This is a genomic window from Arenimonas sp., assembly GCF_022842045.1.
Classification (GTDB): domain Bacteria; phylum Pseudomonadota; class Gammaproteobacteria; order Xanthomonadales; family Xanthomonadaceae; genus Arenimonas.
Genome location: NZ_JALHQI010000001.1, coordinates 133,884 through 155,217, shown reverse-complemented (window position 1 = coordinate 155,217; position 21,334 = coordinate 133,884). Strand labels below are relative to the sequence as shown.

The 21,334-nt window shown below is 69.9% G+C and carries 24 protein-coding genes; 16 read left to right on the top strand and 8 right to left on the bottom strand.

What is annotated here, in order from left to right:
* Nucleotides 1–4: 4 nt before the first annotated feature.
* The gene (locus Q0C12_RS00750) at nucleotides 5–493 is read right to left on the bottom strand and encodes a DUF456 domain-containing protein (RefSeq protein ID WP_290884794.1); all 489 of its coding nucleotides are present in this window, start codon (nucleotides 491–493) and stop codon (nucleotides 5–7) included.
* A gap of 148 nt (nucleotides 494–641) precedes the next feature.
* A complete protein-coding gene (locus Q0C12_RS00745) occupies nucleotides 642–1,064 on the bottom strand; it encodes a fasciclin domain-containing protein (protein ID WP_343212416.1) in 423 nt (140 codons plus the stop codon).
* Between the two features lie 298 nt (nucleotides 1,065–1,362).
* On the opposite strand from Q0C12_RS00745, the gene Q0C12_RS00740 reads away from it, so the two are divergent.
* Entirely contained in the window at nucleotides 1,363–2,193 is an 831-nt protein-coding gene (locus Q0C12_RS00740) for an alpha/beta fold hydrolase (RefSeq protein ID WP_290884788.1), read from the top strand.
* On the opposite strand, the gene Q0C12_RS00735 is transcribed toward Q0C12_RS00740, so the two are convergent.
* Nucleotides 2,183–2,581 carry a hypothetical protein gene (locus Q0C12_RS00735; RefSeq protein WP_290884787.1) on the bottom strand — a complete coding sequence of 133 codons (399 nt, stop codon included), beginning with the start codon at nucleotides 2,579–2,581 and terminating at the stop codon, nucleotides 2,183–2,185. The genes Q0C12_RS00740 and Q0C12_RS00735 overlap by 11 nt on opposite strands.
* A gap of 60 nt (nucleotides 2,582–2,641) precedes the next feature.
* On the bottom strand, nucleotides 2,642–3,112 hold the full coding sequence (locus tag Q0C12_RS00730; protein WP_290884784.1) for a glycine zipper 2TM domain-containing protein: 471 nt from the start codon (nucleotides 3,110–3,112) through the stop codon (nucleotides 2,642–2,644).
* Nucleotides 3,113–3,235: 123 nt separating this feature from the next.
* Here Q0C12_RS00730 and Q0C12_RS00725 point away from each other — a divergent pair, with 123 nt between their 5' ends.
* Entirely contained in the window at nucleotides 3,236–4,030 is a 795-nt protein-coding gene (locus tag Q0C12_RS00725) for a tRNA threonylcarbamoyladenosine dehydratase (RefSeq protein ID WP_290884781.1), read from the top strand.
* Here the strand turns inward: Q0C12_RS00725 and Q0C12_RS00720 are convergent.
* Together Q0C12_RS00720 and Q0C12_RS00715 are read right to left on the bottom strand one after the other, a co-directional pair.
* Complete coding sequence (locus Q0C12_RS00720) at nucleotides 4,008–4,787, bottom strand: TatD family hydrolase (protein WP_290884778.1); 780 nt, start codon at nucleotides 4,785–4,787, stop codon at nucleotides 4,008–4,010. The genes Q0C12_RS00725 and Q0C12_RS00720 overlap by 23 nt on opposite strands.
* Nucleotides 4,784–5,017 carry a DUF6116 family protein gene (locus Q0C12_RS00715; RefSeq protein ID WP_034211340.1) on the bottom strand — a complete coding sequence of 78 codons (234 nt, stop codon included), beginning with the start codon at nucleotides 5,015–5,017 and terminating at the stop codon, nucleotides 4,784–4,786. The genes Q0C12_RS00720 and Q0C12_RS00715 overlap by 4 nt, the downstream gene beginning before the upstream one ends.
* Before the next feature lie 139 nt (nucleotides 5,018–5,156).
* On the opposite strand from Q0C12_RS00715, the gene Q0C12_RS00710 reads away from it, so the two are divergent.
* The 5 genes from Q0C12_RS00710 to Q0C12_RS00690 all read left to right on the top strand — a co-directional run bounded on the left by Q0C12_RS00710 (nucleotide 5,157) and on the right by Q0C12_RS00690 (nucleotide 13,066).
* On the top strand, nucleotides 5,157–5,840 hold the full coding sequence (locus tag Q0C12_RS00710) for a glycine zipper 2TM domain-containing protein (RefSeq protein WP_290884773.1): 684 nt from the start codon (nucleotides 5,157–5,159) through the stop codon (nucleotides 5,838–5,840).
* A gap of 123 nt (nucleotides 5,841–5,963) precedes the next feature.
* On the top strand, nucleotides 5,964–7,127 hold the full coding sequence (locus tag Q0C12_RS00705) for an acyl-CoA dehydrogenase family protein (RefSeq protein ID WP_290884770.1): 1,164 nt from the start codon (nucleotides 5,964–5,966) through the stop codon (nucleotides 7,125–7,127).
* Between the two features lie 35 nt (nucleotides 7,128–7,162).
* Nucleotides 7,163–9,838 carry a DUF3857 domain-containing protein gene (locus Q0C12_RS00700; RefSeq protein ID WP_290884767.1) on the top strand — a complete coding sequence of 892 codons (2,676 nt, stop codon included), beginning with the start codon at nucleotides 7,163–7,165 and terminating at the stop codon, nucleotides 9,836–9,838.
* Between the two features lie 13 nt (nucleotides 9,839–9,851).
* The gene (locus tag Q0C12_RS00695) at nucleotides 9,852–12,113 is read left to right on the top strand and encodes a thiamine pyrophosphate-dependent enzyme (RefSeq protein ID WP_290884764.1); all 2,262 of its coding nucleotides are present in this window, start codon (nucleotides 9,852–9,854) and stop codon (nucleotides 12,111–12,113) included.
* 56 nt (nucleotides 12,114–12,169) lie between these two features.
* Complete coding sequence (locus tag Q0C12_RS00690) at nucleotides 12,170–13,066, top strand: adenylate/guanylate cyclase domain-containing protein (RefSeq protein ID WP_290884761.1); 897 nt, start codon at nucleotides 12,170–12,172, stop codon at nucleotides 13,064–13,066.
* A gap of 111 nt (nucleotides 13,067–13,177) precedes the next feature.
* On the opposite strand, the gene Q0C12_RS00685 is transcribed toward Q0C12_RS00690, so the two are convergent.
* Both Q0C12_RS00685 and Q0C12_RS00680 read right to left on the bottom strand, forming a co-directional pair.
* Complete coding sequence (locus Q0C12_RS00685) at nucleotides 13,178–14,059, bottom strand: PhnD/SsuA/transferrin family substrate-binding protein (RefSeq protein WP_290884759.1); 882 nt, start codon at nucleotides 14,057–14,059, stop codon at nucleotides 13,178–13,180.
* A 67-nt stretch (nucleotides 14,060–14,126) separates the two neighbouring features.
* Entirely contained in the window at nucleotides 14,127–15,017 is an 891-nt protein-coding gene (locus tag Q0C12_RS00680; RefSeq protein WP_290884756.1) for a folate-binding protein, read from the bottom strand.
* 6 nt (nucleotides 15,018–15,023) lie between these two features.
* On the opposite strand from Q0C12_RS00680, the gene Q0C12_RS00675 reads away from it, so the two are divergent.
* The 9 genes from Q0C12_RS00675 to lolD all read left to right on the top strand — a co-directional run bounded on the left by Q0C12_RS00675 (nucleotide 15,024) and on the right by lolD (nucleotide 21,265).
* Complete coding sequence (locus Q0C12_RS00675; protein WP_343212415.1) at nucleotides 15,024–15,203, top strand: DUF1674 domain-containing protein; 180 nt, start codon at nucleotides 15,024–15,026, stop codon at nucleotides 15,201–15,203.
* Nucleotides 15,204–15,260: 57 nt separating this feature from the next.
* A complete protein-coding gene (sdhC, locus tag Q0C12_RS00670; RefSeq protein WP_290884750.1) occupies nucleotides 15,261–15,656 on the top strand; it encodes a succinate dehydrogenase, cytochrome b556 subunit in 396 nt (131 codons plus the stop codon).
* Nucleotides 15,653–16,030 carry a succinate dehydrogenase, hydrophobic membrane anchor protein gene (gene sdhD / locus Q0C12_RS00665; RefSeq protein ID WP_290884747.1) on the top strand — a complete coding sequence of 126 codons (378 nt, stop codon included), beginning with the start codon at nucleotides 15,653–15,655 and terminating at the stop codon, nucleotides 16,028–16,030. The genes sdhC and sdhD overlap by 4 nt, the downstream gene beginning before the upstream one ends.
* A gap of 7 nt (nucleotides 16,031–16,037) precedes the next feature.
* Complete coding sequence (sdhA, locus tag Q0C12_RS00660; RefSeq protein ID WP_290884744.1) at nucleotides 16,038–17,828, top strand: succinate dehydrogenase flavoprotein subunit; 1,791 nt, start codon at nucleotides 16,038–16,040, stop codon at nucleotides 17,826–17,828.
* Between the two features lie 19 nt (nucleotides 17,829–17,847).
* A complete protein-coding gene (locus Q0C12_RS00655; RefSeq protein ID WP_290884741.1) occupies nucleotides 17,848–18,630 on the top strand; it encodes a succinate dehydrogenase iron-sulfur subunit in 783 nt (260 codons plus the stop codon).
* A gap of 74 nt (nucleotides 18,631–18,704) precedes the next feature.
* A complete protein-coding gene (locus tag Q0C12_RS00650; protein ID WP_290884831.1) occupies nucleotides 18,705–18,902 on the top strand; it encodes a succinate dehydrogenase assembly factor 2 in 198 nt (65 codons plus the stop codon).
* The gene (locus Q0C12_RS00645; RefSeq protein WP_290884738.1) at nucleotides 18,865–19,308 is read left to right on the top strand and encodes a hypothetical protein; all 444 of its coding nucleotides are present in this window, start codon (nucleotides 18,865–18,867) and stop codon (nucleotides 19,306–19,308) included. The genes Q0C12_RS00650 and Q0C12_RS00645 overlap by 38 nt, the downstream gene beginning before the upstream one ends.
* Nucleotides 19,309–19,314: 6 nt before the next feature.
* The gene (locus Q0C12_RS00640) at nucleotides 19,315–20,559 is read left to right on the top strand and encodes a lipoprotein-releasing ABC transporter permease subunit (protein ID WP_290884735.1); all 1,245 of its coding nucleotides are present in this window, start codon (nucleotides 19,315–19,317) and stop codon (nucleotides 20,557–20,559) included.
* Entirely contained in the window at nucleotides 20,552–21,265 is a 714-nt protein-coding gene (gene lolD, locus Q0C12_RS00635) for a lipoprotein-releasing ABC transporter ATP-binding protein LolD (RefSeq protein ID WP_290884732.1), read from the top strand. The genes Q0C12_RS00640 and lolD overlap by 8 nt, the downstream gene beginning before the upstream one ends.
* Nucleotides 21,266–21,334: the final 69 nt, after the last annotated feature.

Sequence of the window (21,334 nt, the reverse complement as noted above, 5' to 3'; positions counted from 1 at the left end):
CGGGTCAATCCAGCCAGAGCGCGAGGCCGAAGACGCCCAGCATCGCGAAGGCGAGGGCGATCTTCAGCGCGGCGCCGAGCGCCAGGCCGATCCAGGTGCCGACGCCCACCCGCGAGGCGTCGCGCCATTCCTTGCCGTTCGACATCTCGCCCAGTGCCGCGCCCAGGAACGGCCCGCCGATCAGGCCGGGCAGGCCGAAGAAGATGCCCACCACGCCGCCGAGCCCGGCGCCCCAGAGCGCCTTGTTCGAGGCACCGACACGCTTGGCGCCGACGATGCTCGACAGCAGGTCTACGGCAATCGACAGCACCACAAGCACGCCCAAGACCACCAGCGTGACCGCGCCGATGCGCTGGAAGTCGTCTGTCCAGGCCGCCAGCAGCATGCCGGCAAACATCACCGGCAGCCCTGGCAACACCGGCAGCACGGTGCCAAGCAGCCCGATCAGGATCAGTGCCCCGGCGACGAGGTAGTACGCGGTATGGGTGTCCATGCGCAGAGCATACCCGCGGCCAGCCCCGGAGATGCAATCCTGGCTCTGACGCGGATCAACTCGGATCAGCGCGGATCAGTGCGGGCAGGGCAGTGAAAAAAAACGACCCGCCGAAGCGGGTCGTCGGGCTGCCGCTTGGAGGGAGGGATTACTCCGGCAGGATCACGGTGTCGATGACGTGGATGATGCCGTTGCTGGCCTTGATGTCGGTCGCGGTGACGGTGGCCTCGTCGATCTTGACGGTCGAACCGGACACGGTGACGTCGGCGGCGGCGCCGTTGACGGTGGTGGCGGTGTCGAGCTTGACCACGTCGGCCGCGGTCACCTTGCCGGCCACCACGTGGTAGGTAAGGATCGCGACCAGCTGGTCCTTGTTCTCGGGCTTGAGCAGGTTCTCAAGCGTGCCGGCCGGCAGCTTGGCGAAGGCGTCGTCGGTCGGGGCGAAGACGGTGAACGGACCTTCGCCGCTCAGGGTCTCGACCAGGCCGGCGGCTTTGACCGCGGCGACCAGAGTTTCGAAGTCCGCGTTGGACGCGGCGACATCAACGATCGTGCCGGCCGGCTTGTCCATGCCCTCGTTGTGGTGGCCCGCGAAAGCGGGGGTGGCAACGACGGCGGTCATCATCGCGGCGAGCAGGCTCTTGCGGAAAAGATTCATCGTGGACTCCATGGGTGGGGTGAGGTGCCTCGGGCACGGCGCCACGATGCCGCGCACGCCGTCGCGGCGGCGTGCGCGGCGCGTCAATGGCGCGTTGTTTCCGCGTGCAGGGCGGGTGATTGCCGCCGCGCGATGGCGGCATCCACCCTGCCGCAGGCCCGGCGCAGCCGATATGCTGCGCGCTTCGCCTGATGCGGTGGATCGAATGCCGATGGAAGAACGACGGGTCACCGCGGCTGACGGCCACGTCGCCCACCTGCGCGTGCACGGCGCCGGCACGGGTGCCCCCGGCCTGCTGTGGCTGCCCGCGCTGGGCGTGCCGGCCAACAAGTACGACGCCTTCGGACAGGCCTTGGCCGGGTTGGGCGTGACGTGCGCGGTGCATGAGTGGCGGGGCAATGGCAGTAGTTCGCTGCGCGCCCGCCGGGGCAGCGACTGGGGCTATCGCGAGCTCCTGCAGCACGACCTGCCCGCCAGCATCGCGGCGCTGGGCGCCGGCGACTGGCGCTTCGGTGGCCACAGCCTGGGCGGGCAGTTCGCGGCGATGGCCGCGGCGCGCCAGCCGTCGGCCTGCCGCGGCCTGGTGCTGGCCGCCACGGGCGTACCGGATGCGCGCACGTTCACGGGCCGGCAGCGCTTGGGTATTTCACTGTTCGCCCGCAGCCTTCCCGTGGTCACCGCCATCGCGGGCTACTACCCGGGCCAGCACCTCAATTTCGCCGGGCGCGAAGCCGGTAGGCTGATGCGCGACTGGGCCGCCACCGTGCGCAGCGGCCGCTACCTCGATTACGGCGACGGCGAGCCGATGGACGCGATGCTGGCGCGGCTGGCGCTGCCAACGCTGGGCCTGCGCTTCAGCGATGACTGGCTGGTGCCGGAGGCGTCGCTGCGCGCCCTGGTCGGAAAACTGGGTGGCGGCACGCACCGGGCGGAAGTCTTCGACGCCGCACGACTGGGTACGGCGCCGGACCACTTCCGCTGGATGCGACGGCCGGAGGCCCCGGCCGCCGCGATCGCCAACTGGATCCGCCTCAGCCCTTGAAGTCGCGGTGGCAGGCCTGGCAGCCCGAGCCGACGCGATCGATCACCACGCGGGCGGCGGCGCAATCCGCCGGCGGCGCGGCCAGTGCGGCATCGAGCGCCGCGCGCAGTTCGCTGGCGTGGCCGATGAAGCGTTCGTCGTCCGCCGTCGGCAGGAAGGCGGGCTCGAGGTCATTGCCGAGGAAGCGCAGGGTCTGCAGCCGCGGCGTGAGGTCGGCGCTGGTGCAGCGGTTCTGCTTGAGCGACTGGTCCAGGCCCTTCATCTGGGCGGACATCACGGCCATCACGCCGTTGGGATAGGCGGTGCCCTGGCGCAGGGCGTTGAGTAGGATCAGGGTGCACAGGGCGCCGACCAACAGGCCGATGACGCCGACGATCAGGGAACGCATGGGCTGCTCCAAGGGTAAGCCGCCGCGAAGATATCACGGCGACTTACCCGGGCAAGCCGGTCAGCGCAGGGCGGAAATGCGGTTGCCGTCCACGCGCACGGGGGCACCCTCGCGGACGCCGGCGGGCAGGCGGTTGGTGTTGATGACGATGCGGCGGCCGTCGTCCATGCGCACGTGCACGTCGAAGGTCTCCTCGTTCACCTTGTTCTCGATCGCGTTGCCCGCGACGGCGCCGGCGACCGCGCCGGCCACGGTGGCGGTGTTGCGCTTGCCGTCGCTGCCATGCTTCGGGATCTCGCGGGCCGCCACCGCGCCGACCAGGCCACCCAGCACGGCGCCGGTGCGGCTGTTCTCGCGCACGCCGTAAACCTGCTCGATGCGCTCGACGCGGCCGCAGTCGTAGCAGCGTCGCGGCTCGGAGTAGCCGTAGCCGCGGTCGTTGTAGCCGTAGCCGCTGTTGCGCGGGGCCGTGGAGCAGGCCGCCAGGCCGGCGGTGGCAAGGGCGGCGACGATCAGCAGTTGGCTCTTCATGGCGATTTCCTCGGGTGGGACACTCGGGGCCGACGCTAGCCCCCGTTGCCTGAACGGGCCCCGACCCGGGCCGCCGGGGTTGCGAAACGGTTCATGGCCGCGGCGCTGCCCTAAAATGCCGGCATGACCCCGACCTCCCAGCGATTCGCCGGCATCGACCGGCTGTACGGACGCGGCGCTGCCGAGCGCCTGGCCGCATCCCAGGCCTGCATCGTCGGGCTGGGCGGGGTCGGGTCCTGGGCGGTGGAGGCGCTGGCGCGCAGCGGCGTCGGCCGGCTGGTGCTCATCGATGCCGACGAGGTCTGCGTCAGCAACACCAACCGCCAGCTGCACGCCCTCGACGGCCAGTTCGGCCGCGGCAAGGGCGAGGTGCTGGCCGAGCGCTGCCGGGCCATCAATCCGGATATCCGGGTCGAGGTGGTGCGGGAGTTCCTGCTGCCGTCCAACCTCGAGGCCTTGCTCGACCGCGGCCATGACGTGGTGCTCGACGCCTGCGACAGCTTCCGCAGCAAGCTGGAGATGATTGCCTGGTGCCGGCGCCGCAAGCTGCCGGTGGTGGTCTGCGGCTCGGCCGGCGGACGCACCGATCCGACCCTGGTGCGCGTGCGCGATCTCTCGCGCACCGAGCAGGACGCGCTGCTGGCCCTGGTGCGCAAGCAGCTGCGCGCCGGCTTCAAGTTCCCGCGCAACCCCGACCGCTACTTCGGCGTGCCGGCGGTGTATTCGCTGGAGAACGTGAAGTACCCGCAGGGCGACGGCAGCGTCTGCGGCGTGCGGCCCAAGCTGGGTGCCGACGAATCGCTCAAGCTCGACTGCGGCGCCGGGCTGGGCGCGGCCACCCACGTCACCGGCAGCTTCGGTTTCGCGATGGCGGGCAAGGCGATCGAGCTGCTGCTCAAGCCGCGGCCGGCCGCCTGACGAACAGCTTGCGCGCATTCGCGGTAGTTGCGGCCGCGATGGCCTCGGACGATTCACCGCGCAGCGTCGCCACCACCGCCAGCACCTCCGGCAGGTAAGCCGGCTCGTTGCGTTCACCGCGGTGGCCGGCGCCCGGCTGGTCCGGCGCATCCGTTTCCAGCAACAGGAACTCGATCGGCATGCTGGCCACGGTGCGCCGCAGCCGCTGCGCCCGGTCGAAGGTGACCGGCCCGCCGATGCCCAGGTGGAAGCCCAGGTCGAACAGTTGCCGCGCCTGCTCCTCGCTGCCCGACCAGCTGTGCACCACGCCGCGCAGGCCGCCGGTGCGGCGAAGCCGCGTGATCACCTCGTCCACGGCGCGGCGCGCATGCAGCACCACGGGCAGGTCGAAGTCGCGGGCCAGGTCGAGCTGGGCCTGGAAGAAGTGGCGCTGGCGATCCGGGTCCAGCCCTTGGACGAAGTAATCCAGGCCGCACTCGCCGACCGCGGCCGGGCGCTCGGTCGCCAGCCAGTCGGCGAGTTCATCCAGATGCTCGTCGCGATGCTGGTCGAGGAACATCGGGTGCAGGCCGTAGGCGGGCAGCAGCCCTTCGTCCAGGGCGCAAGCATCGCGCAAGGCGGGCCAGGCGGCGCGCGACACCGCGGGCACCAGCTGCCACTGCACGCCGGCCGCGCGGGCGCGCGCCACCACCGCCGGCCGGTCGGGGTCGAACTCGGGGGCGTCGAGGTGGCAGTGGCTGTCGTAGAGCGCGGTCATTCCCGGCGCGATTCGCCTTCGATCGGTTCGCGCGGCGCCGGCGGCGGCTCGCTGCGCTTCCAGTTCGCCAGTACCAGCGTCGCCAGCGCGGTGATGATCTCGTCCATGAAGGGAATCGGATCGGGCAGCAGCCAGCTCAGCACCATCAGCGCCAGCGTCACCTTGAACAGGGTGGGGAAGCGCAGGCGACTGGCGAAGCCGACCACGGGTCCGGTCATGGGGTGCGGCATGGTGGACTCCTTTGACGATCCTTGCCGCGAAATTAACACGTCGGGGCGGCTAATCTGGGCTTGTGCCGCCGTTCAGGCTGGGGCGACCAACCTTGGGCCCGAGCGACGGACCCTGCCGCCGCCGAAAGAGGACATGACCATGAACAAGACCGTATTGGCCGCCGTGGCTGGCATGCTCGCCGCCGGTGGCGCCATCGCCGCCTACCAGACCTTCGCGACGCCTTACGCGGACGTCGTGTCGTCCACCCCCATCATCGAGAAGGAGCCGATCTACGGCGACGTGGTGTCCAGCACCGCCGTCACCGAGATGCGCACCGGCTCGCGCCAGGTCTGCGAGGACGTGGCCGTCGAGAAGCGCCGTCCCGAGCGCTTCGGCGACAAGGACGGCATGGTCGTGGGTGCCGTGGTCGGCGGCCTGCTGGGCAACCAGGTGGGCGGCGGCGACGGCAAGAAGCTCGCCACCGTCGCCGGTGCCGTGGGCGGTGCCTACGCCGGCCGCGAGATCGACCGCCGCCACACCGGCGGCCAGAAGTACACCGAGATCGAGCAGCAGTGCCGCACCGTGACCGAGCCGCGCGAGGAAGTGATCGGCTACGACGTGCAGTACCGCCGCGACGGCGAGGTCTCCACCACCCGCGTCGACAGCAAGCCGGGCGCCCAGATCCTGCTCGGCGAGCGCGACAAGGTCGTCGGCTACGACGTCACCTGGCAGTACGAGGGTCAGACCGGCAGCCTGGTGATGGACCAGGACCCGGGCAAGCGCCTTCCGATCAAGGACGGCGTGATCGCGGTCCGCTCGGCCGATACCCCGCCGCAGGGTTGATTCCTTCACCCCGATGAACCCCGGAAGGGCCGGCCATGCCGGCCCTTCCGCGTTCACGGGCTGCCTAACGGCCGCCGGGCGGGCTAAAATGCTGGACTTTCCCCGCCGACCGCAGACCGCCCCATGGCCCTGAACCCGACCGACCTGTTCGACATCCGCAGCCTGCTCTCCGAAGAGGAGCGCATGATCCAGGACAGCGTCGCCCGCTTCACCGACGAGCGCGTGCTGCCGATCATCGGCGACTGCTTCGACCAGGGCCGGTTCCCGGCCGAGCTGGTGCCGGAAATCGCGGCCATGGGCCTGTTCGGCTCTTCGCTGCCCGAGAAGTACGGCTGCGCCGGCCTCAACGCCGTCAGCTACGGCCTGATCTGCCAGGAGCTCGAGCGCGGCGACAGCGGCATCCGCAGCTTCGTCTCGGTGCAAAGCTCGCTGTGCATGTACCCGATCTACGCCTACGGCAGCGAAGAGCAGCGCCAGCAGTACCTGCCGGGCATGGCCCGCGGCGAGATCATCGGCTGCTTCGGCCTGACCGAGCCGCACGGCGGCTCCGACCCGGGCAACATGAAGACCACCGCCAAGCGCGACGGCGGCGACTGGATCATCAACGGCGCCAAGATGTGGATCACCAATGGCTCCATCGCCGACATCGCCATCGTCTGGGCGATGACCGACGAGGGCATCCAGGGCTTCATCGTCCCGAAGGGCACCCCGGGCTTCGATACCCAGGTCGTGCACAAGAAGATGAGCCTGCGCGCCTCGGTCACCTCGGCCCTGTTCTTCGACGGCGTGCGCGTGCCCGACAGCCAGCGCCTGCCCAACGTGAAGGGCCTCAAGGGCCCGCTGGGCTGCCTGAGCCAGGCGCGTTACGGCATTACCTGGGGCCCGATCGGCGCCGCCATCGCCAGCTATACCTCGGCGCTGGAGTATTCCAAGACCCGCATCCTGTTCAACCGCCCGATCGCGGCCACCCAGGCCGTGCAGCTCAAGCTCGCCGACATGGCCCGCCGCATCACGCTGGCGCAGCTGCTGAGCCTGCAGCTCGGCCGCCTGAAGGATTCGGGCAACCTGCAGCACTCGCAGGTCTCGCTGGCGAAGTGGAACAACTGCCGCATGGCGCTCGACATCTCGCGCGAGGCGCGCGACATCCTCGGCGGCGCCGGCATCACCACCGAGCATCCGCCCATCCGCCACGCGCTAAACCTCGAGTCGGTCATCACCTACGAAGGCACCGAGACGGTGCACCAGCTGGTGATCGGGCGCGAAGTCACCGGCATCAACGCGTTCTGAGCCCGCCCCGGGTGGCGGCGCAGGGGCAGGGGAGCATGTCCGGACGAATGGCGGCGCTGTGGCTGGCCAGCCTGCTGGCCGTGGCCCAGGCAGCCGCGGCCGGCCTGCCGGCCGGCCTTTCGCTGGCCGACACGCCGGACTGGGTGGCCCCGGTCGACGTGGCCTCCATCCCGGCGGGCAAGGCCTCGGGCGGCGTGGCGTATCGTGTCGTCGACGACCAGGTCTCGCTGCGTGGCCAGCGCCCGCACGAGTACCGCCTGCTGGCCTACGACGTCACCGACCGTACCGGGCTCGAGGATGCCGGCCGGCTGCGGATCGGTTTCCAGCCTGATTTCCAGACCGTGCAGCTGCACGGCCTGGTGGTGGTGCGCGATGGCCAGCGCGGCGACCGCCGCGGGCAGGCCCGGGTGGAGCTGCTGCGGCTCGAAGAGCGTGCCAACGACGGCATCCTCGACGGCTGGCGTACGGCCGAGATCCTGGTTCCCGACGTGCAGGTCGGCGACCGGGTCGAGCTTTCCTTCAGCACGATCGGCAGCAATCCGGTGCTGGGCGACCACTACCACCGCACCTTCCCCGCGGCGTATTCGACCGCCACCGGGCTGCGCCGGCTCCGCGTGCTGGCGGGCGACGACGCCCTGTCCTGGCGACGCACCGGGCCGGTGGCCTTCCGCGAGCGCGAGCGTCGCGACGGGAGCGGCCACGTGCTCGAGCTGCAGGCGCGCAGCGTGCCGGCCATCGCCGGCGAGTCCGATGCCCCGGACTGGTTCGATGGCTATGGCGTGCTTGAAATCAGCACGGCGCCCGATTGGGCCGCGGTGGCCACCTGGGCCGCGCGCCTGTTCCGTGCCGGCCCCGGGTCGCGGGCCCCGTTGGCGAAGCTCGCCGGCGAACTGGGCCTGGCCGGCAAGCCGCAGGCCGAGGCGGTGGCCGAGGCGCTGGCCTTCGTGCAGCGCGAGGTCCGCTACGTGAGCCTGTCCATCGGCGACTCCTCGCATGCGCCGGCGGATCCCGCGACCACGCTGTCGCGCCGCTACGGCGACTGCAAGGACAAATCGCTGCTGCTGGTTGGCCTGCTGGCCGAGGCGGGAATCGACGCCCAGCCGGTGCTGGTCAATTCCACGCTGGAAGGCCGGATCGCGGAGCGGCTGCCGGGCCCGAACGCCTTCGACCACGCGATCGTGCGCGCACGGGTGGACGGCGAGTGGCTGTACGTGGACCCGACCCGGAACCCGGAGCAGGGCGGCTTCGCCGATCGCCAGCCGACCGATTTCGGGCAGGGCCTGCCGGTGGCGCCGGGCGTCGCCGCGCTCGAGGCCTTTCCCGTCGCGGCACCCTCGCCGAAGCCGGCGGTCGAGGTCACGCAAGTGGTCAAGCTGCACGGCGTGGGCGAGGACAGCCGCGTGGATATCCGCGTGGATACCCGCTACCGCTACGGGTTCGCGTCCTCCAGCCGCAGCCGCTTCGCCTCCGATGGCGCCACGGAAGTCGGGCGCGACTACCTCGGCTACATGGAGGGCTTCTACCGCGACATCGAGCTGGTGTCCGACCCGGTGGGCAAGGACTCGCCGCAAGAAAATCGCTTCGATGTCAGCGAGCACTACCGCGCCGACCTTCGCCGGGACGACGTCGAGCCCGGCTCGCTGGGCGAGTTCAGCCTGCATCTATTCCAGCTCAACGACTGGGTGCCCGCGGCGCGCGCCGCCACCCGCGCCTGGCCGCTGCTCCTGCCCGGGCCGCCGCACGGCGTGCAGGAGATCAGGATGCACGCCGACGGCGGCTGGGACATCGAGACCGAAGAGCACGAGGTCGCGAACGACTACTTCCGCTTCCGCCGCCACGTCTCGGCCGAGGGCGAGGTGCTCACTGTCCGCGGCGAGTGGTACCGACTGGCCGACGCCATTGCTCCGGAGGATTACGCGGCGGCGCGCGCGCAGCTGGCGGAGGTGCGCGACCTGCTCGAGTACCCCGTGCTGCTGGGCGACGGCGAGGCCGCAACCGGCCCCGAGATCAGCCGTGACGACCTGGCCTGGCCGGCCGCGGCGCTGCTGCTTGCGGCGATCCTGCTGGGCACGCTCTGGACGGTGCGTGGGCGCAGCGACGTGGCCGGCATGTTCTTCGCGCCACGCGCCACGGCGCGTCGCGTGCTCGCCGCCGACTCGGTGCCCTTGGCCATGCTGTGGCTGCTGGGCAACTGCGTGGTGGCACTGGCGCTCACGGGCGCCCCCGAGCTGGTGGCGGGCGCGGAACCCGCCTGGGGACTGTTGCTGCTGGAAGCCCTGGCCGAAGTGCCGCGCTACCTCGTGGTCGTCGCGATGCTGATGGTGGCGTTCCGCCTGATGGGCCACCGCCCCGGCTTCCGGCGCCTGCTGATCGCCTCGGGCTGGGGCAGCGTGCCCTACTTGTTCGTGTTGATGCTGGGGCTGCTGGCCGCCGGCCCGCTGGTCGCCGTGCTGTCGGATGCGGGCGGTACGCCGCACGGCGACGTACCGGTGATCGTGGTCATGTCGGTGGTCGCGGGCGGCCTGCTGCTGGTGGCGCTGGCCTGGTGGCTGGTGGCCAGCGTGCCCGCGCTTGCCGAGGCCGCGGGCAGTAGCCTGGGCAAGGCGTTCGCGGCCTGGCTGATGGTCGTCGCCACGCTGCTGTTCGTGGTGTTCACCGCCGTGTTCCTCTATTTCCTGGTCGTCGAATTCGGCTGGCCGGGCTCCTCCTGACCCCGGAATCCCCATGTCCACCCCGCTGATCCCCGCCCGCCACAAGGACGTCAATCGCGCCAAGGTGTGCGATGACAATTTCATCGAGTTCGTCGCGAACTGGAGCGGGCGGCCGGAGCCACGGCCGGCGCCGCACGAGCCGGTGCTCGAGGGCAGCGCCTGCACGGCCGGGGATTTCCTGGCGCTGTTTGATTCGCAGCTGGTCTCGCGGCATCTCGACCTGATGGCGCGCGTGCTGCGCGTGCAGCAGAAGGTCTTCTACACCATCGGCTCCTCGGGCCACGAGGGCAATGCGATGGTGGCGCGGCTCACGCGCCACACCGACCCGGCCTTCCTGCACTACCGCTCCGGCGGCTTCATGGCCGAGCGCTTCCGCAAGCTGCCGGGCATGGACCCGATCATGGACTCGGCGCTGAGCTTCGCGGCCAGCAGCGAGGACCCGATCTCGGGCGGCCGGCACAAGGTCTGGGGCAGCAAGCCGCTGTGGGTGCTGCCGCAAACCTCCACCATCGCCTCGCACCTGCCCAAGGCGCTGGGCACCGCGATCGCGATCGAGCAGGCGCGCCGCATCGGCCACGCGCTGCCGATCCCGGACGACTCCATCGCGATCTGCTCCTTCGGCGACGCCTCCAGCAACCACGCCAGCGCCCAGACCGCGTTCAACACCGCGCAGTGGACCGCCTACCAGAAGCTGCCGGCGCCGGTGCTCTACGTCTGCGAGGACAACGGCATCGGCATCTCGGTGAAGACGCCGGGCGGCTGGATCGCCAATGCCTTCCGCCAGCGCGAAGGCCTGGACTACTTCTACGCCGACGGCCTGGACATCGCCGAGGGCTACGGCCAGGTGCAGGCCGCGGTCGAGCACTGCCGCCGCACGCGCCGGCCGACTTTCCTGCACCTGCGCACCACCCGCATCATGGGCCACGCCGGCACCGACTTCGAGATCGAGTGGCGCAGCTTCGAGGAGCTGATGGCGGTCGAGGCGACCGACCCGCTGCTGCGCTCGGCCGCGATCGCGCTGCAGTCGGGGCTGATGTCGAAGGACGAGGTGCTGGCGAAGTACGAGGACACTCGCCAGCGCTGCTTCGCGGCGGCCGAGGAAGCCGACCGCCGGCCCAAGCTCGACGACCTGGCCGAAGTGATGCGGCCGCTGGCGCCGTTCACGCCGGACAAGGTGATGGCCGAGGCCACCCGCGACGACTTCGCCGACAAGCGCCTGGCCGTGTTCGGCAGCGAGGCCAAGCTGCCCGAGAACCAGCCGCCGCGCCACCTCGCCATCCAGATCAACAACGCGCTGCACGACCTGTTCTGCAAGTACCCCGAGGCGCTCCTGTTCGGCGAGGACGTGGCGCAGAAGGGCGGCGTGTACACGGTCACCAAGGGCCTGCACAAGGCATTCAAGAACGCCCGCGTGTTCAACACGCTGCTGGACGAAACGATGATCCTGGGCCTGGCCCAGGGCTATGCCAACGTCGGCATGCTGCCGATGCCCGAGATCCAGTACCTGGCCTACTTCCACAATGCCTGCGACCAGATCCGCGGCGAGGCCTGCTCGCTGCAGTTCTTCTCCAACGGCCAGTACCGCAACCCGATGGTGATGCGCATCGCTTCGCTGGGCTACCAGCGCGGCTTCGGCGGCCATTTCCACAACGACAATTCGATCACCGCGCTGCGCGACATCCCGGGCCTGGTGGTCGGCTGCCCCAGCCGCGGCGACGACGCGGTGACCATGCTGCGCACCATGATGGCCCTGGCCAAGGTCGACGGCCGCGTCTGCGCCTACCTCGAGCCGATCGCGCTTTACATGACCAAGGACCTCCACGAGGCCGGCGACGGCCAGTGGCTCACCGCCTATCCGCCCAATGGCGAGGCGATGGTGCTGGGCGAGGAGCGCGTGTACTTCCCCGACGCCCGCGACCTGGTGATCTTCAGCTTCGGCAACGGCCTGCCGATGAGCCTGCGCGCGGCGCGGGACATCGAGAAGAACCACGGCTGGAAGGTGAGGGTGGTGGACCTGCGCTGGCTGCAGCCGCTCAACGCCGAAGCCATTGCCCGCCACGCCGGCGATTGCGCCCGGATCCTTGTCGTGGACGAGGGCCGCAAGTCGGCGGGCGTGGGCGAAGGCGTGATCACCGCCGTGGTCGAGTCCGGCCATGGCGCCAAGCCGCTGCGCCGGGTGGTCGGCGCCGACACCTACACCCCACTGGCGGGCGCCGCCTTCCTGGTGATCCCGAGCGAGGCCGATATCGTGGCGATGGCCGCCGAAATGGCCTGAGCCCGTTTACACGGGGCATGAATGACGCCCCCGCCGGCATCGCCTAGACTCGCCGAATGAGCCCGTCCCGGCCCCAGACCATCCTGTTCGCCGACGTCAGCGGCAGCACGCGGCTGTTCGAGAACAAGGGCGACCAGGAGGCCCGGCGGCTGATCGCCTTGGTGCTCGAGGCACTGACCCAGGTCTGCCGGCAGCATGGCGGCCGGGTCATCAAGACCATCGGCGACGAGATCATGTGCACCTTCCCGGCGGCGCTCAACGGCGTGCTGGCGGCCTGCGACATGCAGCGGCGGATGGGCCGCGACATCGACTTCGTGCGCGACAACCTGGCGGTGCGCATCGGCCTGCACCACGGCGACGCGCTGGAGGAGGAGGACGGCGACGTCTACGGGGATGCGGTGAACACCGCGGCGCGCATGGCCTCGCTCGCCAAGCGCGAGCAAATCGTCACCACCGCGGCCACCTATGACACCCTTTCGGGGAAGGCCCCGGAGGCGCGCGGCCTGGGCAAGGCCCGGGTCAGCGGCAAGCTGCTGCCTATCTCGATCGTGGACCTGGTCTGGCAGGAGGATACCTCCGGCATGACCAGGGTGCAGTCGGCGGTACGCGGCGTTGACGCCGCCCAGGCCGGCGAGGTGCTTCGCTTGCGGCATCGCGGCCAGGTGGTGGAACTGCGGCCCGATTCCGAGCCCTTCAGCATGGGGCGCGAACCCGCCAACCACCTGCAGGTGGAAGCCGACTGGGTCAGCCGCACGCACGCGATGATCGAATACAAGCGCGGGCATTTCCTGCTCGCCGACCGATCCACCAACGGCACCTACGTGCGCATCGGCGACGACGACGAACTAAAGGTGCATCGGGACGAACTGCACCTGCGCAAGTCGGGCACCATCAGCCTGGGCCAGGCGGTCGCCGTGAATACCGGCGACGTGATCCACTTCGAAACCACCTGAGCGCCGCTCCTGCGGACCCACCAAAAGAATGTAGGAGGGGCTTCAGCCCCGAAGCTTCCTGGCGAAAAGCTTCGGGGCTGAAGCCCCTCCTACAGGAACCGCGGCCGGCGCTTAGTCGTCGGCTTCGACCTGGATGCCGCCGGTGATCTCGGGCTCGACGTCTTCCTCGAAGACGGGCTCGGCCGCCTTCGGAATGGCCTTGTAACCGAACACGCCGCGCAGGAGGTTCTCGCTGCCCGCGTACTCGGAGGCATTGGTGGCGACGAACTGGCTGGCGCCGAGCTCGACCAGCACCTCGTACAGCGTGTCGTCCTCGTGCAGCTTCAGCATGGCGTCGGCCACCGCCTGGCGGACGTCGGACGGCACGGTGCCGCCGGCGCTGAGGGCGCGGCCGGTGAACTCGCGCGAGTCGGACACCGACACCAGGTTCGGATACAGCTGCGCGATGTAGTTGGGCACCATCGCCGCCTCGGTCTCCTGCGAGAACACCATCTCGACGCCGTCGCGCCAGTTCGCGGCCACCGACATGATCTCGGGCTGCGCGATCGGGTTCTTGTACAGGTCGCCGAGCAGCAGGTAGCCCATGCTGGGCGCCGGCATGCTGACCACGCGGTAGCCGATCAGGCCGCGCGAGCCGCCTTCGGCGATGGAGGCATCCGCCATCAGCGAGTAGCGCGTGCTCTCGGCCACCCGCACCAGCGGCGTGAAGCCGAGGCGGTTGACGCGGTAGTCGGTGAAGTGTGCTTCCTCGAACGCGAAGTCGGTCTTCGAGCCGGAGCGAAGGTCGCGCCAGTACACGTGGTAGTTGGTGGCGGCCTTCAGGCGGAAGGTATGGCCGGTGCTCTTGGAAAGGTAATCAAGCAGCGGCTTGTAGACCTGTTCGGCCTGGGCCGGCGGATAGTTGGGTTCGACCGCGAGGATGTACTCGGCGGCGAGCGCCGGCGTCGCGACCAGCGAAAAAACAAAGGCAGCAAAGCCCTTTTTGAGCGTCATGTGGTGTTCCTCCCTGTGTCGGCGGTATAGCAGACATCCCGGGCTTTGGCCAATGCTGGCGCGGCTTTCAGGGCTGCCGTGCAAGGCCTTCGTTCAGCCCGGCGAGGCGGCAGGGGCGGCCATCGACGGCGAGCGCCGGATGCTCGCCGGCCGTGAGCACCGCGAGGCCCTCACGCCCGTCCGCCGTGGCGCAGACCAGGGTACCGACCGCCGCGTCGCCGGCCTTCAGGCCCTGGCCGGGGGCCAGGCCCTCGCCAAGGATGCGAACCAGTTCACGCTTTGCCTGGCCGAGGTAATGGGTGCGCGCGACGATCTCCTGCCCGGGATAGCAGCCTTTCCTGAGGCTGAAGGCGGCCAGTCGCCCGAGCGACAGCATTTGCGGCGTCCAGGCCTCGCGCTGGTCCTCCGGCAGCCGGGGCAGGCCATAGGCGAGGTCGGTGGCCAGCCAGCGCTGGTCCAGCGCGGCGTCGGCGGGCGCCAGCGCCGGGTCGCCCACGGGCAGCAGCCAGAGCGTGCGCGGGTGCGCGGGGTCGCCCATGTCCAGCGCCAACGGCGGCGCCGGGCCGCCTTCGAAGCGATCCGGGGCCGGGGTGGCGTGGTGCGGGCCAGCCGCGGCGATCCAGCCCGTGGCATCGTCGAGCGCCAGCTTGCTGCGGAAAACGAAGCGCTGCAGCGCCGCCTTCAGCGCCGCGACCGGATGGTCGGGCACCAGCAGCAGGAAGCGGTCATCGGCCAGGCGGAGCAGCGCCAGCAGCGCAATCACGCGGCCTTTCGGGGTCAGCCAGCCGCTCCAGTGCCAGTGGCCGGGCGCCAGCGCCAGCACGTCGTTCATCAGCTGCGCCTGCAGGAACTTGCTCGCATCGGGGCCGGAAACCGCGATCACGCCGTAGCTGGCGAGGGCAGGGCAGGACGCCGCGGGCAGATTTGTCTTGAACGCCATGGGGGTGGGACTTAACATTACCGGATGCCAGACGAGCCTCGAATCATAGGCCAAACCGTGGGTCCCGCCGCGGCGGACGACCGCCCGTCCGAACCGGCCGGCGCCGTGGCGCCACCGCTGCCCGCCGAGGTCGGCGGTCGCGACGGGCCCGAGCCCACCCGCTTCGGCGACTGGGAAAAGAACGGCCGCTGCATCGATTTCTGACGCCGCGAACACAGCGCGGCGAGCACACTCCCCCTCATAACCAGACGAGCGCAGCCCATGGCCACGCCAAAACGACCGCTGTCCCCCTTCATGATCGGCCCGTATTACCGGCCGCAGCTGACCAGCATGATGTCCATCGCCCACCGCGCCACCGGCGTGATCCTGGCGCTGGGTTCGCTGGTGCTGGCGGCGTGGCTGGTGGCCGCGTCCGAGAACGCCATGATCTACGGTGGCTTCAGCGCGCTGCTGGGCTCGCTGCCCGGCAAGATCGCCCTGTTCGCGTTCTCGGCCAGCCTGGTCTACCACTTCCTCAACGGCATCCGGCACCTGTTCTGGGACGCCGGCCACGGCTTCTCGATCCCGAAGGCCTACGCCAGCGGCTACGCCGTGCTGGCCCTGTCGGTGGTCATCACCGCGGTGCTATGGTGGTGCGGCCTGGGAGGCGTGGCATGAGCCTGCGCAATCCGCTTGCCCGCGCCAAGGGCCTGGGTTCGGCCAAGGACGGCACCTCGCACTGGTGGCACCAGCGCCTCACCGCCATTGCACTCGCCCTGCTGACGCCGTGGTTCGTGATGTTCGCCGTGAGCCTGATCGGCGCCAGCCACGTGGCCGTGCGCGGCGCCATCGGTCATCCAGTCACCGCCACGCTGCTGGCGGCCTTCGTGCTGTCGCTGTTCTGGCATGCCCGCCTGGGCCTGCAGGTCGTGGTCGAGGACTACGTGCACGGCTGGCTGGAGATCGCGCTGCAGGTCGCCATCAAGTTCGTCTTCGCGCTGGCGGCCATCGCCTCCCTGCTGGCCATCGGCCGCATCGTCTTCACTGCCTGAGCCCGCCATGACTTCTGCCTACAAGATCCACGAGCACACCTACGACATGGTCGTGGTCGGCGCCGGCGGCGCCGGCCTGCGCGCGACCTTCGGCCTGGCCCAGAAGGGCCTGCGCACCGCCTGCATTTCCAAGGTGTTCCCGACCCGTTCGCACACCGTGGCGGCGCAGGGCGGCATCTCGGCCGCGCTGGGCAACATGGGCGAGGACGACTGGCGCTTCCACTTCTACGACACCATCAAGGGCTCGGACTGGCTGGGCGACCAGGACGCCATCGAGTACATGTGCCGCGAAGCCATCCCGGCCATCATCGAGCTCGAGCACCAGGGCGTGCCGTTCTCGCGCACCGAGGACGGCAAGATCTACCAGCGCCCGTTCGGCGGCATGACCACGCACTACGGCCAGGGCACCGCCCAGCGCACCTGCGCCGCCGCCGACCGCACCGGCCACGCCATCCTGCACACGCTGTACCAGCAGTCGCTGGCGCACCAGGCCGAGTTCTTCATCGAGTACTTCGCGCTCGACCTGATCATGGACGAGGAGGGCGCCTGCCGCGGCGTGCTCGCGCTCGACATGGCCTCGGGCGAACTGCACCTGTTCCGCGCCCAGGGCACCGTGCTGGCCACCGGCGGCTACGGCCGCGCCTACTTCAGCGCTACCTCGGCCCATACCTGCACCGGCGACGGTGGCGGCATGGCGCTGCGCGCGGGCCTGCCGCTGCAGGATATGGAGTTCGTGCAGTTCCACCCGACCGGCGTCTACGGCGCCGGCTGCCTGATCACCGAGGGCGTGCGCGGCGAAGGCGGCATCCTGCGCAACTCGGCCGGCGAGCGCTTCATGGAGCGCTACGCGCCCAACGCCAAGGACCTGGCTTCGCGCGACGTGGTGTCGCGCTCGATGACCATCGAGATCCGCGAAGGCCGCGGCGTGGGCCCGAAGAAGGACCACATCCACCTCGACCTGACCCACCTCAACCCGGCCGACATCCACGAGAAGCTGCCGGGCATCGCCGAGACCGCGAAGATCTTCGCCGGCGTCGACGTCACCAAGCAGCCGATCCCGGTGCTGCCGACCGTGCACTACAACATGGGCGGCCTGCAGACCAACTACCACGGCGAAGTGGTCACGCTGAAGAACGGCAACCCCGATTCCGTGGTGCCGGGCCTGTACGCCATCGGCGAAGCGGCCTGCGTGTCGGTGCACGGCGCCAACCGCCTGGGCTCGAACTCGCTGCTCGACCTGGTGGTGTTCGGCCGCGCGGTGGCCAACCGCTGCGCCGAGACCATCAAGCCGGGCGCGCCGCACAAGTCGCTGCCTGCCTCGGCCTGCGACAAGTCGCTGGCCAACCTCGACAAGCTGCGCCACGCCAACGGTGGCACCCCGACCGCCCAGATCCGCGACGCCATGCAGCAGACCATGCAGAACGACGCCGCGGTGTTCCGCACCGGCGAGACGCTCAAGCACGGCGTGGACAAGATCCGCGAGGTCGTGAAGTCGTTCGAGGACGTGCGCGTTTCCGACCGCTCGCTGGTCTGGAACTCCGACCTGGTCGAGACCCTGGAGCTGCAGAACCTGCTCGGCCAGGCCGTCGCCACCCTGGTCTCGGCCGAGAACCGCAAGGAATCGCGCGGCGCCCACGCCCGCGAGGACTTCAAGGACCGCGACGACGTCAACTGGCACAAGCACACGCTGTGCTGGGTGGACGACGCGGGCAATACCACCATCGACTACCGCCCGGTGCACATGTACACGCTGAGCAAGGACGTCGACGTGGTCCCGCTCAAGGCCCGCACCTACTGATCGCCCAGGACACCTGACAATGGCTGAGTTCACCCTCCCCAAGAATTCAAAGGTCACCAAGGGCAAGCATTTCGCCGCCGCCGGCGCGAAGAACGTGCGGACCTTCAAGATCTACCGCTGGAACCCGGACGACAGCGCCAACCCGCGTACCGACACGTACGAAGTGGACCTGGACAGCTGCGGCCCGATGGTCCTGGACGCGCTGATCAAGATCAAGAACGAGATCGACCCTACGCTCACCTTCCGGCGCAGCTGCCGCGAGGGCATCTGCGGATCGTGCGCGATGAACATCGACGGCACCAACACCCTGGCCTGCACCAAGGGCATCGACGAGTGCGGCAAGAAGGAAGTGCCGATCTACCCGCTGCCGCACATGCCGGTCATCAAGGACCTGGTGCCGGACCTGAGCCACTTCTACGCCCAGTACGCGTCCATCAAGCCCTGGCTGCGCACGCAGAGCCCGGCGCCGGCCAAGGAGCGCCTGCAGTCGAAGGAGGACCGCGCCAAGCTCGACGGTCTTTACGAGTGCATCCTGTGCGCCTGCTGCTCGACCAGCTGCCCGAGCTACTGGTGGAACGGCGAGCGCTACCTTGGCCCGGCCGTGCTGCTGCAGGCCTACCGCTGGATCATCGACTCGCGCGACGAGGACACCGGTGCGCGCCTGGATGAGCTTGAAGACCCGTTCAAGCTCTACCGCTGCCACACCATCATGAACTGCGCCCGCACCTGCCCGAAGGGGCTGAACCCGGCCAAGGCGATCGGCGAGATCAAGAAGCTGATGCTGCAGCGCCGGGGTGCCTGAGCCCCGTGGAAGCCCGCGACCCGGAACGCGAAGCCGCCGAGCTGCGGCGGCTTCGCTGGCGCTGCCGGCGCGGCATGCGCGAGCTCGACCAGCTGATGCTGCGCTATCTCGACGCCCGCTGGCCGGCGGCTTCCGACGCGGAACGGGCGGTTTTCTTGCGGCTGCTCGACACCGAGGACGATAAGCTCTGGCGATGGTTCATGGGCCGGGAACGGCCGGAGGACGCCTCGCTCGATGGCCTCGTCACCCGCATCCTCGATCTTCCGCCTTGACTGGCGTCCCTCGCGCGTCCTCGGCATCGCGCTGGTGATGCTGGGGCTGCTGGCCGCCGCATCGGTGCTGGCGAGCCGCTTTCCCCCACCGTTGAAGTTCCCCGCCGCGACGCTGGCGCTGGCCCAGGCCTTGCGCCTGGCGCAACGGGAGGCGGGCAGGGCGCCCTGCGTGCTCGCCTGGGCCGGCGGGGACGCCCCGCTCGAGGCCGGCGGCCAGGTCCTGCATGCGCCACGCCTGCACCTGCGCGGCCCCCTCGCCGTGCTGACGGCGCGCGACGTTCATGGAAGGTTGCAGCGTTTTTGCTGGTGGCCGGATACCCTGTCGCCTGGCCTGCGTCGCCAGCTCGTGCTGGCGGCGGCGGCCGGCCCCCTCACCGGACACCCGCTGGCCCGTTGGCCCGCCTAGGACCCCATGTTCCAGCCCCTGCCATTCTCGATCGGCCTTCGCTACCTGCGCGCCAAGCGGCGCAACGGCTTCATCTCCTTCATCTCGATGGCGTCCATCCTGGGCATCATCATCGGCGTCATCGCGCTGATCACCACCATCTCGGTGATGAGCGGCTTCCAGCAGGAACTGCGCGACCGCATCCTCGGCATGGTGGCGCACGCCACCGTCTCGGGCGTGGACGGGCCGCTGCAGGACTGGCCGCGCGCCGTCGCGCTGGCCGATGCCGACCCGCGCGTGGTCGGCGCCGCGCCCTACATCGAAACCGAGGCGTTGCTGCAGGGGCGCCAGCGGCGCGGCGCCATCGTCCGTGGCGTGCTGCCGTCGCATGAGCCCAAGGTGTCCGAAATCGCCGGCATGATGAAGCAGGGCTCGCTCGACCAGCTGCAGCCGGGCGAGTTCAACATCATCCTCGGGCGCGAGCTGGCCATCCTGCTCGGCGTGGGCCCGGGCGATGCGGTCAATGTGTTCATTTCCGAATCCACCGTGACGCCGCTGGGCGCGCTGCCGCGGGCCAAACGCTTCAACGTGGTCGGCATCTTCGAGGCCGGCGCGCAGGAATACGACCTCGGCATGGCGCTGGTGCACCTGCAGGACGCGCAGCGGCTGGGCCGGATGGGCGAGGGCGTCACCGGCGTACGCCTGAAGCTGGACGACCTCTGGGAGGCCTGGCCGGTGGCGCGCGACCTGTCCGACAAGATGGACGGCTATTACCGGGTGCGCGACTGGATGCGCGACAACGCCAACTTCTTCCGCGCGCTGAAGATGGAGAAGACGGTGATGTTCATCCTGCTCACGCTGGTCATCGCCATCGCCGCCTTCAACCTGGTGTCGTCGCTGGTGATGCTGGTGCAGGACAAGCAGTCCGATATCGCCATCCTGCGCACGCTGGGCATGTCGCCCGGAGCGGTGATGCGGGTCTTCATCGTGCAGGGGCTGGTGATCGGCGTCGTCGGCATCGCCGTGGGCACGGTGGGCGGGGTGCTGCTGGCCAGCAACCTCTCGCACGTGGTGCGTTTCTTCGAAGGCCTGCTGGGCGCCGAGCTGATGCCGTCCGACGTCTACTACATCAGCGGCGTGCCGACCCTGGTGCAGGCCTCGGACGTCGCCATGGTGGTCGCCGTGGCCTTCGTGCTCTGCCTGCTGGCCACCATCTACCCGGCCTGGCGCGCCTCGCGCACCGACCCGGCCACGGCGCTTCGCTATGAATAAGGTTCCCGGCATGGACGTCGTCATCCGCTGCTCGAAGCTGGGCAAGACCTACGAAGAGGGCGACTTGCGCACGCCGGTCTTCGACGGCCTCGACCTCGAGGTGCGCCGCGGGGAAACCGTGGCCATCGTCGGCGCCTCGGGCGCCGGCAAGAGCACCCTGCTGCACCTGCTCGGCGGGCTGGACCACGCCACGTCGGGCGAGGTGCATGTCGCCGGGGAAGCCATGTTCTCGCTCGGCGAGCGCCAGCGTGGCGAGCTGCGCAACCGGACCCTGGGCTTCGTGTACCAGTTCCACCACCTGCTGCCGGAGTTCACCGCGCTCGAGAACGTGATGATGCCGCTGCTGATCCGCGGCGACGCGGTCGAAAAGGCGAGGGAACCCGCGCAGCGGCTGCTCGAGCGCGTCGGCCTGGGCCATCGCCTCGGCCACAAGCCGGGCGAACTCTCCGGCGGCGAGCGCCAGCGCGCCGCGGTCGCGCGCGCCCTGGTGACGCGCCCGGCCTGCGTGCTGGGCGACGAGCCCACCGGCAACCTCGACGAGAAGACCGCCGCCTCGGTCTTCGATTTGATGCTGGAGCTCAACCGCGACCTGGGCACCGCCCTGGTCATGGTGACCCACGATCGCCGCCTGGCGCGGCGACTGGATCGGACCCTGGAACTGACCCGGGGACGACTGCAGCCGCTCGGGGACGATGTCATCGCCTGATTCCCTCCGGACGGCGCCCGCCCGCGGCTGAGCGGGATTGCGCGGCCGTGCGCCGCCACCGCCGGCGTC

What these genes read in the sequence shown, in the direction of transcription:
- Q0C12_RS00750 (WP_290884794.1), bottom strand. Translation starts at nt 493, where the DNA reads ATGGACACCCATACCGCGTACTACCTCGTCGCCGGGGCACTGATCCTG.
- Q0C12_RS00745 (WP_343212416.1), bottom strand. Translation starts at nt 1,064, where the DNA reads ATGGACAAGCCGGCCGGCACGATCGTTGATGTCGCCGCGTCCAACGCG.
- Q0C12_RS00740 (WP_290884788.1), top strand. Translation starts at nt 1,363, where the DNA reads ATGGAAGAACGACGGGTCACCGCGGCTGACGGCCACGTCGCCCACCTG.
- Q0C12_RS00735 (WP_290884787.1), bottom strand. Translation starts at nt 2,581, where the DNA reads ATGCGTTCCCTGATCGTCGGCGTCATCGGCCTGTTGGTCGGCGCCCTG.
- Q0C12_RS00730 (WP_290884784.1), bottom strand. Translation starts at nt 3,112, where the DNA reads ATGAAGAGCCAACTGCTGATCGTCGCCGCCCTTGCCACCGCCGGCCTG.
- Q0C12_RS00725 (WP_290884781.1), top strand. Translation starts at nt 3,236, where the DNA reads ATGACCCCGACCTCCCAGCGATTCGCCGGCATCGACCGGCTGTACGGA.
- Q0C12_RS00720 (WP_290884778.1), bottom strand. Translation starts at nt 4,787, where the DNA reads ATGACCGCGCTCTACGACAGCCACTGCCACCTCGACGCCCCCGAGTTC.
- Q0C12_RS00715 (WP_034211340.1), bottom strand. Translation starts at nt 5,017, where the DNA reads ATGCCGCACCCCATGACCGGACCCGTGGTCGGCTTCGCCAGTCGCCTG.
- Q0C12_RS00710 (WP_290884773.1), top strand. Translation starts at nt 5,157, where the DNA reads ATGAACAAGACCGTATTGGCCGCCGTGGCTGGCATGCTCGCCGCCGGT.
- Q0C12_RS00705 (WP_290884770.1), top strand. Translation starts at nt 5,964, where the DNA reads ATGGCCCTGAACCCGACCGACCTGTTCGACATCCGCAGCCTGCTCTCC.
- Q0C12_RS00700 (WP_290884767.1), top strand. Translation starts at nt 7,163, where the DNA reads ATGTCCGGACGAATGGCGGCGCTGTGGCTGGCCAGCCTGCTGGCCGTG.
- Q0C12_RS00695 (WP_290884764.1), top strand. Translation starts at nt 9,852, where the DNA reads ATGTCCACCCCGCTGATCCCCGCCCGCCACAAGGACGTCAATCGCGCC.
- Q0C12_RS00690 (WP_290884761.1), top strand. Translation starts at nt 12,170, where the DNA reads ATGAGCCCGTCCCGGCCCCAGACCATCCTGTTCGCCGACGTCAGCGGC.
- Q0C12_RS00685 (WP_290884759.1), bottom strand. Translation starts at nt 14,059, where the DNA reads ATGACGCTCAAAAAGGGCTTTGCTGCCTTTGTTTTTTCGCTGGTCGCG.
- Q0C12_RS00680 (WP_290884756.1), bottom strand. Translation starts at nt 15,017, where the DNA reads ATGTTAAGTCCCACCCCCATGGCGTTCAAGACAAATCTGCCCGCGGCG.
- Q0C12_RS00675 (WP_343212415.1), top strand. Translation starts at nt 15,024, where the DNA reads ATGCCAGACGAGCCTCGAATCATAGGCCAAACCGTGGGTCCCGCCGCG.
- sdhC (WP_290884750.1), top strand. Translation starts at nt 15,261, where the DNA reads ATGGCCACGCCAAAACGACCGCTGTCCCCCTTCATGATCGGCCCGTAT.
- sdhD (WP_290884747.1), top strand. Translation starts at nt 15,653, where the DNA reads ATGAGCCTGCGCAATCCGCTTGCCCGCGCCAAGGGCCTGGGTTCGGCC.
- sdhA (WP_290884744.1), top strand. Translation starts at nt 16,038, where the DNA reads ATGACTTCTGCCTACAAGATCCACGAGCACACCTACGACATGGTCGTG.
- Q0C12_RS00655 (WP_290884741.1), top strand. Translation starts at nt 17,848, where the DNA reads ATGGCTGAGTTCACCCTCCCCAAGAATTCAAAGGTCACCAAGGGCAAG.
- Q0C12_RS00650 (WP_290884831.1), top strand. Translation starts at nt 18,705, where the DNA reads ATGCGCGAGCTCGACCAGCTGATGCTGCGCTATCTCGACGCCCGCTGG.
- Q0C12_RS00645 (WP_290884738.1), top strand. Translation starts at nt 18,865, where the DNA reads ATGGCCTCGTCACCCGCATCCTCGATCTTCCGCCTTGACTGGCGTCCC.
- Q0C12_RS00640 (WP_290884735.1), top strand. Translation starts at nt 19,315, where the DNA reads ATGTTCCAGCCCCTGCCATTCTCGATCGGCCTTCGCTACCTGCGCGCC.
- lolD (WP_290884732.1), top strand. Translation starts at nt 20,552, where the DNA reads ATGAATAAGGTTCCCGGCATGGACGTCGTCATCCGCTGCTCGAAGCTG.